Genomic DNA, 13,297 nt, shown 5'->3' with positions numbered 1-13,297 from the left:
AGGTTTAGAATTTAAAGTTTGAAATTGTTGATTATCTAATTATAGTCTCAAATCTTTTACCTTCATGCCTAATCCCTAATTACTGCTACCTATCCCCTAAAAAATGAAACTACTCGTAATACTTTTTACAACATTTATTCTGGCTTTGCTGGGAACTTTTTTATTTCAGGGAAAACCGGATTTTATATTTTCAGGAAACCTGGGAATGGCTGTTTTCATTCTGTTTACAGGCTTTTCACATTTTAAATTTCAGAAAGGGATGGCCATGATGATTCCGGAGTTTATTCCTGCCAGAATGTTTTGGGTATATTGTACAGGAGTACTGGAAATTGCAGCGGGAATCGGACTTATGATTCCGGCAATTCGTGAAATTACCGCAATTTTACTGATCATTTTTTATGTATTGGTTTTTGTTGCCAATATCAATTCTTCCAGGAAAAGGATTAATATTTTTAAAGCAGATTACACCGGCCCGGGAATGAAGTACCTTTATACTCAAAGGATTCCCATGCAGATTATTTTAATTGTCTGGACATGGTATTTCGGAATTTATTTACACTAGATAAAAAAGACAGTCACTAAGGCTGTTTTTTTCATATAATTGATATTTTTTTTAATTAATTGATAAAAGAGTGTAACGTTTTGTGGGTATCATATGTCTTATTATATAATGCATTTGTTTTCTATTGTTTTAAAAATGAATGCTTTCTGATAACTTGAACCTTAAAAACAGAAGTTATGAACCTAAATCACAACATTTTCGGTACAGCCCTTGTTGTACTATCTACCATTATGATCAACGCACAGAGCTCTACTGCCAAACTGCCGGGAGATCCTACCTTACCGTCTTCCAAAGGCAATCTTGAGAAACTTATTTCTTATGACAAAGGAAACTTTAAATACAAAGTGGAAGACTATTTTGCAAGACCAAAAGCTTCAGCATTTAAAATTTCTCCTGACGGAAAATACCTTTCCTATAAAGAAAAAGATCAGGATAAAAAGAACCACGTTTATGTAAAAGACCTGAGTACAGGAAAAATTACTAAAGCCATCGTAGAAAAAGATGACCTGATCAGAGGGTATGGCTGGCTGAACAAAAAACGACTTTACTACACACAGGATAGAGGAGGAAATGAGAATATTCATTTGTATGCTACAGATGCAGATGGTGGAAATCAGAAGGATTTAACACCCTTTGACGGAGTAAAAGTACAGTCGATCATTCCTATCAAAGATACAGACTTTGTTGTGGTTACCATGAACAAAAACAATAAGCAGATTTTTGAACCTTTTAAAATCAATTACGTTACTGGAGAAATGACCCAGTTATATGAAAATAAAGATGTCAACAGTCCTATTGACGACTATATTTTTGATAAAGACGGGACTTTGAGAGGCTACAGCATTCTTGAAAACGGATTGACAACAAAGACTTATTACAAAGATTTGCAGACAGGAAAATTCAATCTGATCAAATCCGCAGACTGGTCTGATACCTTCAGTATTATAGAGTTTAATGAAAATTCTAAAAATAAAGATGAAGCGTATGTAGTGACGAATCTGGATAGTGATAAAGCCAGAATTGTACTGTATGATCTAAAGAAAAATGCAGTGATTAAAGAAATTTATTCTAATCCTGTATACGATGTAAGTTCTATAAGTACAGCCGGTAAAAACAGAAACTATGAACTGGATTTTATCAGCTATGAGGGAATCAAGGGAGAAACAGTTCCTGTAAGTAAATTTTATAAGGAAATAGATGACAAATTGAAGTCTCAGTTTGGAGACAAGGAATTCGGCATTGTTTCTTCCGATGACAATAATGATAAACTTCTGGTTGTTGTAGGAAGTGATAAGCTGTATGGAACCTATTACGAATATGATACAAAAACCAAACAGACCAAGCTTCTTTACAACCTGATGCCTCAGCTGAAGGAAGAAGATATGGCTGAAATGAGACCTATCGAATTTAAAAGCAGAGATGGATTGACTATCCATGGATATATCACACTGCCTAAAGCCGCGTTGGAAGGGAAAAAAGTTCCTTTGATTGTAAATCCTCATGGTGGTCCGCAGGGAATCAGAGACAGCTGGGGATTCAATCCTGAAACACAGCTTTTTGCAAGCAGAGGATATGCCACACTTCAGGTCAACTTCAGAATTTCCGGAGGATATGGGAAATCATTCCAGAAAGCTGGTTACAAACAGATTGGAAGAAAAGCGATGGATGATGTGGAAGATGGAGTAAAATATGCCATTGAACAAGGGTGGGTAGATAAAGATAAAGTAGCCATTTATGGAGGAAGCCATGGTGGATATGCCACTCTGATGGGGCTGATCAAAACTCCTGATCTCTATGCTTGTGGTGTAGATTACGTAGGGGTATCCAACATTTTTACCTTCTTTGCTTCCTTCCCGGAATATTGGAAACCCTATAAAGAAATGGTAAAACAAATCTGGTATGACCTTGACAATCCTGAAGAAGAGAAAATTGCTAAAGAAGTTTCACCTGTTTTCCAGATTGACAAGATCAAGAAACCTTTATTTGTAGTACAGGGAGCTAATGATCCAAGGGTAAATATCAATGAATCTGATCAGATTGTAAAAGCAATGCGTGCCAAAGGATTTGAAGTTCCTTATCTGGTAAAATATGATGAAGGACACGGATTTGGAAAAGAACCGAACAGAATAGAACTTTACAAATCAATGTTAGGATTCTTTGCGGAGAACTTTAATAAATAAACGATTAATGTAATAATAATGGAAACGGAAGGCTTGGGTCTTCCGTTTTTTTGTCATTACGAGCCAGACAAAAGAGTTTTATGGTAAAATTTGTTCTTGTACAGTTAGAATGAATTGCCAACTACTTTTGCTATTCAGAGCGAAATAGAGTGGAGCGTGGAATCCCAACTCACCATCCTAGCCCTGATAGCAGCGGTTACCCCACAGCATATGCGGGCATAAGCATGGAGCGAGGAGTATGAGCGGATAGCGGGAAACAGCTTCAGGAAAAAATATGAATAATAAGCAATGAATTTCCGAGACATCAACAGATGAAATAAAAGTCCGATGGATAAAAGAAAAACTGAAAATCCGGAAAAATATTTTAAATTTATTAAAGTAAAACCAAAAGGCTGGCCGTCATAGCAATATGGAGGTTGTCGAAAAAATAACAATGCCACAGAAGGAGAAAGAAAGCATCATCTCACAGACCGTTTCCAACTACGGAGGGAAGCTGATGTCCTATATTCGTCCGAAAGTGAAAAATACGGAGGATGCGGAAGATATCCTGCAGGAAGTGTGGTATCAGTTCAGTAGCCTTACGAATATTTCGGAGATCGTAAATGTTGGTGGGTGGCTATATAGGGTAACGGCAAATAAAATCACAGACCGTTACCGTAAAAAGAAAACAGAAAATCTTGAAGATTTCGTATATGAGGATGAAGACGGCAGTTTTTCTATCAAGGATATCTTGTTGTTGGATGAAAGCGCAGGTCCTGAGGTGAAAATGTTTCAGGATGAGATCTGGAAAAAACTGTTTGAAGCACTGGACGAACTCCCTGAAAAACAAAGGCTGGTCTACGTAGAAAATGAACTGAACGACAAAACCCTCCAGGAGATTGCCGATGAACAGGGAGAAAACATCAAAACCATCATCAGTAGAAAAAACTATGCTGTGAAGCATTTGAGAAACAGATTGAGAAAATTGTACGAAGATTTAAAAAGTTAGAAAAAGAAATTATGAATTATAAACACAAAAAGGGTTGGATTTTTTTATTGTTATGCCCGCCATTAATTTTAGCCGCTGTTACATGGATTGTAATGCTGCTTTGGAATTGCCTTCTCCCGGAGATTTTAGGAGTAAAAGCCATCACATTCTGGCAGGCAATGGGAATACTGATCCTAAGTAAAATTCTTTTCGGAGGTTTCCATTTCGGTAAAGGAATGAAAGATTTTAAGGAAAGAAAAATGAGAGAAAAAATGGAAAGCTGGTCACCTGAAGAAAGAGAAAAATTCAAAGAAGTATGGAGGAATAAATGTTCAGGTGGATTCTTCAACAGAAACAACGAATAATTTGAGAATTTTAAAGAAGTAGTAAAGTAAAATGCAAATTCATTCGTCTCTATAAAAAACAAGAAGTAGTAAAATTTAAAATTTTGAAAAAATGAAAAATTCAGCATTAAAAGGAGCTCTGGGAGCATTAGCTGTTGTGGGCGTAGCCTTGATCGCTAAAAAAGCAATACAAAGAAAAAGATTTATCAAAGGTATTTTTGATGAGTATGGAATCAAGGAAAAATCACCTTTCGGACTGGCAGATAAGATCAGAGAAATGAATGATGAAGACTATCAGGAACTGAAAGGGAAATTCAAAAAAGAATTCCATTCAAGATGCTGCAAAAAGGATAATACCTGCGAAGCATAATATGTAAAGACTAAATTGAAATTGTTTAATTCCGGCGCGGGAAGCAGAGCTTCCCGCGCCGGAATTTTTTATATAAAACGGTTTCCACAAAGGCTTTTTAACACTATATTTGTTATTACTAAATGCTATTTTACGTTATGATGAGGGTCAAAAATATTTTCATTACAGTATTTTTCTTTTTATCAATGATTGTGTTGGGTCAAAAGTCACAACAAAAACAATACATTTTCTTTTTACATAATAAATTTTTGGAAGATCATTCTTTTTGGGAAAAACATCCCAAATATGGTGTTGTAGAATATGAAACAATACTCAACAAACTAAGGGCTCAAAATACAGTTGTTATTTCTGAGAAAAGAAAAGCAGGCACAGATCCATCGGGGTATGCTGAGAAGGTAAAGAAACAGATTGATAGTCTCCTGAAAAAAGGAATTCCAGCTGGAAGAATAACAGTGGTAGGAACTTCTCAGGGAGGTTATACTGCACAATATGTGTCTTATTATGAGAAGAATCCGCAATTGAAGTTTGTATTTATTGGAGCTAGTTTCAAAGATGATTCTTTGGAAAAGGATAAAAACTTCAGGTTGTACGGAAGAATTCTTTCCATTACAGAGAAATCAGATGACGGACATGTACGGTTATCACAGGAACAAAGGTTTATCAGATCCGGTATTAAGGATTTTAAAGAAATAGAGCTTAATACAGGAATGAATCATGGTTTTCTTTTCAAAGCTCTCAACGATTGCGTATCCCTACCAAGGATTGGATTTCCCGTAAATAGATATTGGTAAGTCTATTACCTTTTAGTGGTTATCATTAAAGTTGTTGCGAAATGATCTTCGTAATCTGCGGGAAATACCTCTAATCGAAGTTGAGATTCCTCGCTATGCTCGGAATGACAAAAGTGCCGTTGAAATATCCATTTCACTTTTAGAGAAGTACAATTTTATCGGAGATAAAATCTTTGCGTCTTAAAAATATTCAGGCAGCTTAAAAAAACTTGGCGCCCTTGCGTTTTTCAACCAATAGATTACGAACTGTATTGAGATTGCTTCACCTTCGGTTCGCAATGACTTTTTGATCTATACTTTCAACAAAATTTTACCGTAAACATCAAACACAAAGAAAAATAAATCCTTATTTTTGTATTTCTCAATGAAAGATTACTACTATTTTCTCGGTATATCCCAGGATGCTTCGGAAGAAGACGTCAAAAAAGCGTATCGAAAACTGTCTTTAAAATATCATCCTGATAAAAATGACAATGACGACTTTTTTGCTGACCGTTTTCGCGAAATCCAGGAAGCTTATGAAACGTTGAGTGATCCTGTCAGAAGACGTGCATATGATCAGAATTTAGAAAATCATCAGAGAAGTTTCAGATATAATATCCCACCTGCGATCAAAACTTTTACAGCGAATAAAATTCATGCGAAAAAAGGGGAGGAGATTATCATCAACTGGCAGACGAGTAATGCCGATGTGGTGAAAGTACTGCCTTTCGGATTAGAAAAGCCGTATGGAGAAAGGATCTTTAAGATCACAGAATTTAAAGATGGAAAATTCCAGCTTTTGCTTCATGCAACGAATTCTCTTTTGCACAAAACCGTTGTTCAGGGAATTACCATCACAGAAGTTTTTGAGAACGATTCTGAGAAGTTCAAAAACACGGTGGAAGAAATGTTTAAACCACAACCTAGAACACGGATTAATAAATCCGGTCAGCCTAAGATTATGATGCTGATCTGGGGAATTGTTATTATAGCGATTGCTATCTATGTGCTGATAAAAAATTTCAGCTAGTTTATGCCATTTTCTTTCTTCCCGGACATTTTTTGCATCTTTTCCCTTTCTTGAATTTCTTACAACACGATTTCTTTTCACAGAACATCTCTTCGTTATTGAATGAGTAAGGTGCCAAAGGCGGAACTTTAAATGGGACAATCATATTCATGTTGCAAATATATTAATTTAGAATAAATATAATTAATAAAATTTCATAAAATTCTTTAAACCTGATGTATAGCAGATATTGCTTGCTTTTTAATAGAGTCTCAGGCTTAAATTCTATACCCGAATAGTTCTTACATTATCCTTTAATTGGGTTTAAGTTTACATTTTGAATAAAACTAATGATTGGAGAATATTCTAAAGATAACTTTAATCAGTAAGACATAACTCGTAAATAATTCACATTGTTTTAAATATGATGTCAGTATTTTATTGAAAGTGAATTGATTGTTTTGTTGCATATTATGTATAGAATAAGGAGTGTGTTTGTTGGGATTTACATAAACATTGTTAAAAGGTTAATTAAAATAGAGTGTGATAAAAATCACAAATATTTTTGTGAATTATCACCCCGGAAATGCTCTTGTACAATCATTCAAAAAATTGTAATTTTACACATCTTTTTACAAACAAAATCTAATAAATAAAAATGAATACAGAACAGTTTGTGAGCCGTCACATTTCCCTTAATGAAGCCGATAAACAGGCGATGTTGGAGAAACTTGGCGTTTCTAGTATTGAAGAGTTAATTTCTCAGACCATTCCATCTTCTATCCGTTTAGAGAAAGATCTTGAGATCTCGGAACCGCTTTCTGAATACGAAATGTTGAACCACTCAAAAGAATTGGCATCTAAAAATACAGATTATACGAGTTATATCGGATTTGGATACCACAATACACTTTTGCCTTCAGCAATCCAGAGAAATATTTTTGAAAACCCTAGCTGGTATACAGCCTATACTCCTTATCAGGCAGAAATTGCACAGGGAAGACTTGAAGCTCTTCTTAATTTCCAGACTGTAGTATGTGATCTTACAGGTTTTGCATTGGCTAATGCATCTTTGCTGGATGAATCTACTGCTGCAGCTGAAGCAATGCATATGTTCTTCAACAACAGAACGAAAGATCAGAAAAAAGCAGGAGCTAATAAATTCTTTATTTCTGACCTTGTTCTTCCTCAAACAGTTTCTGTATTAAAAACAAAAGCTGAAGGATTAGAAATCGAAATCGTAGTAGGAGATCATAAAGCACACCAGTTTGATGGTTCTTATTATGGAGTTTTATTACAGTATCCTGGTAAAAACGGAATCGTTTTAGATTATACAGAAGATATCGTAGAATACAAAAAACTTGACCTTCAGGTAGCTGTTGCTTGTGATCCGATGGCTTTGGTGAAACTAAAGTCTCCGTCAGAAATGGGAGCTGACTGTGCGGTAGGAACTACACAGAGATTTGGTATTCCATTAGGATATGGAGGCCCTCACGCAGCTTTCTTTGCTTGTAAAGAAGACTATAAAAGAGATATTCCGGGAAGAATCATCGGAGTTTCTCAGGATATGTACGGAAGACGTGCATTAAGAATGGCGTTACAGACAAGAGAGCAGCATATCAAAAGAGAAAAAGCTACTTCAAACATCTGTACAGCTCAGGTTCTTTTAGCAGTAATGGCAGGAATGTATGCTGTATATCACGGTCCAAAAGGATTAAACTATATCGCTGATCAGATCCACTTTAAAGCAAATGCTTTGAAAGGAGGTCTTAAAGCATTAGGTTATCAGGTAGTAGAAGAGCCAATCTTTGATACTGTGAAAATGACGATGCCTGAAGATGAGAAAGGAAGATTAATCAGATTGATGCAGGATCACAGACTTAACCTTAACTACTTCACAGAAGGTGTGGTAAGCATTGCGATCAACGAAAGCACAACATTAGAGAAATTAAATGTTCTGATGGCTTCTTTCGCTCAGTTTAAAGATAAGCAGACTTTCAAATTAGAAATAAAAGAAGGATACAGCATTCCGGACGAAAACTTAAGAAAAGACGAAATTCTTACGGAATCAGTATTCAACAAATATCATACGGAAACAGAATTGATGCGTTACATCAAGCGTCTTGAGAGAAAAGACTTATCATTGACCCATTCAATGATTTCTTTAGGATCTTGTACAATGAAACTGAACGCAGCAACTCAGATGTTACCGCTTTCATGGGAAAACTGGGGTGCCGTTCACCCATTTGTACCTGTAAATCAGGCTGAAGGTTACCAGGAAATGATCCGCGAATTAGAAAAAGACTTAGCAGAAATCACAGGTTTTGCAGGAACTTCTCTTCAGCCAAACTCTGGAGCTCAGGGAGAATATGCAGGATTAATGGTAATCAGAGAATACCATATCTCAAGAGGAGACCACCACAGAAATGTAGTATTGATCCCTCAGTCTGCACATGGAACCAACCCGGCTTCTGCAGCTATGGCAGGAATGAAAATCGTAGTTGTGAAAAACCTTGAAAACGGTGAAATCGACTTCGAAGACCTTAAAGCTAAAACAGAACTTCATTCAGCAAACTTATCTGCTGTAATGATCACTTATCCTTCAACTTACGGATTCTTTGATGCTAACATTAAAGAAATTACCAACCTTATCCACGAACACGGAGGACAAGTATATATGGATGGTGCCAACATGAACGCTCAGGTAGGATTTACAAGTCCTGGAAACATCGGAGCTGACGTTTGCCACCTTAATCTTCACAAAACTTTCGCAATTCCTCACGGAGGTGGAGGTCCTGGAGTAGGTCCAATCTGCGTTGCTAAACACTTGGTTCCTTTCCTTCCTTCTAATGCGAATATCAGAATCGGGTCTAAAGAAGCTATTGAGGGTATTTCTGCTGCACCTTACGGTTCAGGATTGATCCTTAATATTTCTTATTCTTACATCAAGATGCTGGGAACTGAAGGTCTTAAAAAGGCTACAGGTCACGCAATCATGAATGCTAACTACCTGAAAGAAATTTTAGCAGAACACTTCCCAATCTTATATTCTAACGAAAACGGAAGAGTAGCTCACGAATGTATCGTAGATTTCCGTCAGTTCAAATCTTTAGGAATTGAAGTGGCTGATGTGGCGAAGAGATTGATGGATTATGGTTTCCATGCTCCTACTGTTTCTTTCCCTGTTGCAGGAACATTGATGATTGAGCCTACAGAATCTGAAAGCAAATCTGAAATTGACCGTTTCGCTGAAGCATTGATCTCTATCAAAAAAGAAATTGATGAAATTGCTAACGGTGAAGCAGATGCTGCAAACAACGTATTGAAAAATGCTCCTCACACAGAGCAATTGGTAATCTCTGATTCTTGGGATAAACCATACAGCAGAGAAAAGGCGGCTTATCCATTAGAGTGGGTAAGAGACCATAAATTCTTCGCTTCTGTATCAAGAGTAGATGAAGCTTACGGAGACAGAAACTTAGTATGTACTTGTGAGCCGATTGAAGCCTATATGTAATCTTAGTTTTTTAACTATAAAAAATCCCTTTCAGTAATGAGAGGGATTTTTGTTTTCTGTCATTGCGAGCAAAGCGTAGCAATCTCAAGTAATTAAGGTTTGGGTTCTCTTTTTTTGCCTGTTGAGTATTTTCTTTTTGTGAGTACAGTTCAAAATGAGCAAAGGTAAAAGTACTGCCAGAGGTGTTTTTTTCATAGGTTTATTAGTTGCGGAAGGGAATTTTTTGAAATTTATTATATTTTAATGAAATGTCAATCATTTAATTACTATTTTAAAATAAATCACCTCTCAAAACTGAGAGGTGTTCTATTATTTCTGTCATATTTCTTTACCTTCTTTTAATGCTATAGGCAAGCAAAATCGCTACGCCCATAGTAACGCAGGTTATAATTGAAATAGTTTCAATTGAAATTCCACTTTTCATCTGTGTGTTTTCTTTTTCACATGAATAAAAGAATAATACTGCTATAAATAGGCAGCCCGAGAGTAATTTTTTTGTCATACATGTATTTGTTTGGTTACGAAAGTTTTACATCAAAAAGTATACCGAATTTGTAGACTGTAAAAAGCCTTTTGTTGTAAGGTTTTTGGCTATATACTAATGTTGGTAATAAATGATAAACAATTAGGACAAATAGTTAATTTTATGAACGATTTTTTTTATCAATCCCCGGTTTCCAAAATAGCAAAGTAAATGATTGATCAAAAGTGCTGAAAAAGGAAACAGATTACCGAAGGTATCTTTAAAATTAGCCATGGTAATAATGAGAAAAATAAGCGAGAAAAGGTTTAGTTTCCATAGCTTTACTTCATAAGTCAGTGTTTTGTTGTTTTCATTATAAATGAATTTCCCATTGTCAATTAAAGATAGATAATGCCAATTGGATCTTTCTGTGAAAAGACCTTCATCGAAAGAAACAAAATTCGGCCCGTAAAGAATGTTTTGAACCTTTTTTTTCTGCAATATATCACGGGTTGTATAAATAACCTGATCAGATGTTTTGTCTTTGATAATTTCTCTCTCAAAAGTATAAGTAAATGGAAACATATAATTTTATGCTTTTTTATTATCTTCATCCCAATAGTAACTGTCCGGATAGATTCTCGGCCCAAAAACTGCAGTTCCCACCCGTACAATGGTGGCTCCTTCTTCAATGGCGGTTTCCAGATCCCCGCTCATTCCCATAGAAAGTTCTTTCATCTCCAGATTCAGAATGTTTTCACGGATAATATCCTGTTGGAGTTTTTTCAGGATTTTAAAGCATGATCTTACTTTTTCAGTTTCTGCACTAAAAAGACCAATGGTCATCAAGCCTCTTATTTTCAAAGTAGAGTAGCGAGAAATTTTCCGGGTAAGTTCAATCGCTTCACTGGGATCAATTCCGAATTTACTCTCTTCATTGGACGTATTCACCTGAATTAAGACATTCATCGTCCTGTTTTCAGTCAAAAGTCTTTGATGAAGCTTTTCAGACGATCCAGAGACTGAACGCAGGTAACACCATATTTCAGGATATCTTTGATTTTATTGGTCTGAAGATGGCCTATAAAGTGATTTTCATGGGGGATGTTCTTTAAGTCCTCATACTTCTCCTTCAATTCCTGTACTTTGTTTTCTGCAATTAAGGCTTGTCCGTTTTCCAAAGCAATTTTGATATGATCTGCAGAAACTGTTTTAGTGGCCAATAATAACTTCACTTCATCAATATTCCTTCCGGATTTTTCACAGGAATTTTTTATTCGGTTATTGATCAATGCGAGATTGTGCAGGATATCTTCTTTCATGATGAGATGGATTCTTTTGCTTCCAGTTTTTTCATTAAAGCCACTTTAACGGCAGTTAAGGCATAGTCTTCAGCAATAGAAATAGAATAATTTCTTTCAACTGTTTTTACGCTTAAATTAATACAACATTTATATTCATAAATCCTTTATGTCTTAATCTAAATATTTTCGTCTTCCCAAATAACTGAATTTATTTTCCAACCTTTTGCAGTCTTAACATACTGAAAAAATTTAGTCCCGCTTCCTTCAAAATAATTACCATTAAGGTATCCACGCTTTTGGTATTTAGAAAAGCGTTGGGCAATATTGTTAACTATTTTTGTTTCCTCATTTACTTCATATTCCTCAAATTCGATAAGGGTTCCGTCTGTTAAAATTTTTATTCTTGGAGTAATAAAACTGTCAAGGGTATAAACTTCTTCGTTATCTTTATCCTTTTTGATTATTATTGTTTCATTTAAACAAATATTATCAATACTTTCAAAGTCTGGCTTTTTTCCATTAGTATTGGTAAACAAATTAAAAAATGATTTGGTTAGCTGATTGAGTAAAAATTTATCGTCCATTTGTGTTGATTCTAGTGTTTTAAAATTAATAAATTTTCAAATTCAAAATGGGTTTTAATCAGTACTTACTAAATTGACATTTTTTAATAAAGAAAAAAATTAGTTTCTAGTAAAACGGAATCATATAATTTTGGCAATTAATTTAGTGATCTCAATTCTCAACTATTTTTGCTTCCAACTTTCTTATCAAAGCACCTTTAACCACGGTAAACGCATAATCTTTGGTCTCCGCAAAAGAAATTCCATACTTCCGCTCAATATTCCTCATATTTTCCGGAAATTTAGACAATAAACTATCGTAAAACTGATCCAGAAATTCCTGATCCGGCATTTCATAATTGATCTTTAGCTGGAAACGTCTTAGCAGTGCCGTATCAATAATTTCAGGATGGTTGGTAGCACAAATTAACAGCGCGTTTTCAGGATAATAGTCAATGAGTTGGATTAAAGTATTAACCAGTCTTCTCATTTCCCCTACATCTTTATCATCACTGCCTCTTGCTTTTCCGATTTGATCCAGTTCGTCAAGAAAAAGTACTGTTCTTTCCCTTGCAGCTTTATCAAATATCATTTTGATATTCTGAGAAGTTTCGCCGATTCGTGAGGAGACAATATTGCTCAGGTTAAGGATTATAATGTTTTTTCCTAAGGCATTGGCAACAGCTTTTGCTGTCATTGTTTTTCCGCATCCTGAACTTCCCTGAAGCAGAATCTTATTATTAACCGGAAGTCCATATTCCTGCAGTTCTTTTATATAGTTGTGTTCCTTGATAAGCTGAACGAGATGCTCCTTGTTGTTTTTATCAAGAAATACTTCGTTAAGGTTGACTTGTTCTTTATCCTGGATAATAAGATTGTACAGATTCATGATGACGATAAAATAATTATTGGACAAACAAAGATAAAGCTTTATTGAATGTTAAAAAGAATCCTGAATAATAATAAACGTCTGGTCCAGTGTAAAATGAATGATGAATAATAAATGATGAATGGAAATCTATAGTAGGAAACAATTTTACCGCAACACGAAAAAATGTCCCCAAACAATCTGTGAAGGTTTGTGAAAGCTGTGGGCAATAAACAATTTACACTTTTGCGGAATTCCTTAATAAAAAAGAAAAGCCAGACTTGCGACTGGCTTTTCTCATTTGGATATTAAAATTTGTTATGAAACTAAGATCTTTTTGTTTATGTTTTTGGGCCCTTTTACCCGATGGTAAAAGA

At 35.3% G+C, this 13,297-nt stretch carries 12 protein-coding genes and 1 pseudogene; 8 read left to right on the top strand and 5 right to left on the bottom strand.

Annotated elements, in window-relative coordinates:
- Positions 1–103 precede the first annotated feature (103 nt).
- The 7 genes from KYG33_RS06220 (at position 104) to KYG33_RS06190 (ending at position 6,226) form a co-directional block, all read left to right on the top strand.
- Positions 104–562, top strand: coding sequence for a DoxX family protein (locus KYG33_RS06220; RefSeq protein ID WP_077416514.1), 459 nt, complete (start codon positions 104–106; stop codon positions 560–562).
- Positions 563–738: 176 nt separating this feature from the next.
- A complete protein-coding gene (locus tag KYG33_RS06215; protein ID WP_077416516.1) occupies positions 739–2,742 on the top strand; it encodes a S9 family peptidase in 2,004 nt (667 codons plus the stop codon).
- A 433-nt stretch (positions 2,743–3,175) separates the two neighbouring features.
- The gene (locus KYG33_RS06210) at positions 3,176–3,730 is read left to right on the top strand and encodes an RNA polymerase sigma factor (RefSeq protein ID WP_174774444.1); all 555 of its coding nucleotides are present in this window, start codon (positions 3,176–3,178) and stop codon (positions 3,728–3,730) included.
- 11 nt (positions 3,731–3,741) lie between these two features.
- Positions 3,742–4,074, top strand: coding sequence for a hypothetical protein (locus KYG33_RS06205; protein ID WP_047385469.1), 333 nt, complete (start codon positions 3,742–3,744; stop codon positions 4,072–4,074).
- A 91-nt stretch (positions 4,075–4,165) separates the two neighbouring features.
- Positions 4,166–4,423: a hypothetical protein gene (locus tag KYG33_RS06200; RefSeq protein ID WP_047385468.1), complete on the top strand. Its 258-nt coding sequence runs from the start codon at positions 4,166–4,168 to the stop codon at positions 4,421–4,423.
- A gap of 248 nt (positions 4,424–4,671) precedes the next feature.
- Positions 4,672–5,214: an alpha/beta hydrolase gene (locus KYG33_RS06195; protein ID WP_180563978.1), complete on the top strand. Its 543-nt coding sequence runs from the start codon at positions 4,672–4,674 to the stop codon at positions 5,212–5,214.
- Between the two features lie 364 nt (positions 5,215–5,578).
- Positions 5,579–6,226, top strand: a complete 648-nt coding sequence (locus KYG33_RS06190; protein WP_077416519.1) for a J domain-containing protein — start codon at positions 5,579–5,581, stop codon at positions 6,224–6,226.
- A gap of 1 nt (position 6,227) precedes the next feature.
- On the opposite strand, the gene KYG33_RS06185 is transcribed toward KYG33_RS06190, so the two are convergent.
- Entirely contained in the window at positions 6,228–6,377 is a 150-nt protein-coding gene (locus tag KYG33_RS06185; protein ID WP_164723264.1) for a hypothetical protein, read from the bottom strand.
- A gap of 486 nt (positions 6,378–6,863) precedes the next feature.
- Between KYG33_RS06185 and gcvP the strand changes: the two genes are divergently transcribed.
- Entirely contained in the window at positions 6,864–9,722 is a 2,859-nt protein-coding gene (gcvP, locus tag KYG33_RS06180) for an aminomethyl-transferring glycine dehydrogenase (RefSeq protein WP_219072862.1), read from the top strand.
- 625 nt (positions 9,723–10,347) lie between these two features.
- On the opposite strand, the gene KYG33_RS06175 is transcribed toward gcvP, so the two are convergent.
- The 4 genes and pseudogenes from KYG33_RS06175 to KYG33_RS06160 all read right to left on the bottom strand — a co-directional run bounded on the left by KYG33_RS06175 (position 10,348) and on the right by KYG33_RS06160 (position 12,941).
- Entirely contained in the window at positions 10,348–10,770 is a 423-nt protein-coding gene (locus KYG33_RS06175) for a hypothetical protein (RefSeq protein ID WP_219072861.1), read from the bottom strand.
- Positions 10,771–10,776: 6 nt separating this feature from the next.
- A pseudogene (locus KYG33_RS06170) lies at positions 10,777–11,507 on the bottom strand (YggS family pyridoxal phosphate-dependent enzyme).
- A gap of 158 nt (positions 11,508–11,665) precedes the next feature.
- Entirely contained in the window at positions 11,666–12,073 is a 408-nt protein-coding gene (locus KYG33_RS06165) for a hypothetical protein (RefSeq protein WP_219072860.1), read from the bottom strand.
- Positions 12,074–12,224: 151 nt separating this feature from the next.
- Positions 12,225–12,941 carry an AAA family ATPase gene (locus KYG33_RS06160; RefSeq protein ID WP_219072859.1) on the bottom strand — a complete coding sequence of 239 codons (717 nt, stop codon included), beginning with the start codon at positions 12,939–12,941 and terminating at the stop codon, positions 12,225–12,227.
- Between the last annotated feature and the right edge of the window lie 356 nt (positions 12,942–13,297).

The organism is Chryseobacterium sp. D764, assembly GCF_019317325.1.
Classification (GTDB): domain Bacteria; phylum Bacteroidota; class Bacteroidia; order Flavobacteriales; family Weeksellaceae; genus Chryseobacterium.
Note: the sequence above shows the minus strand (reverse complement) of the source record. Positions and strands in the feature narration are given on the sequence as shown.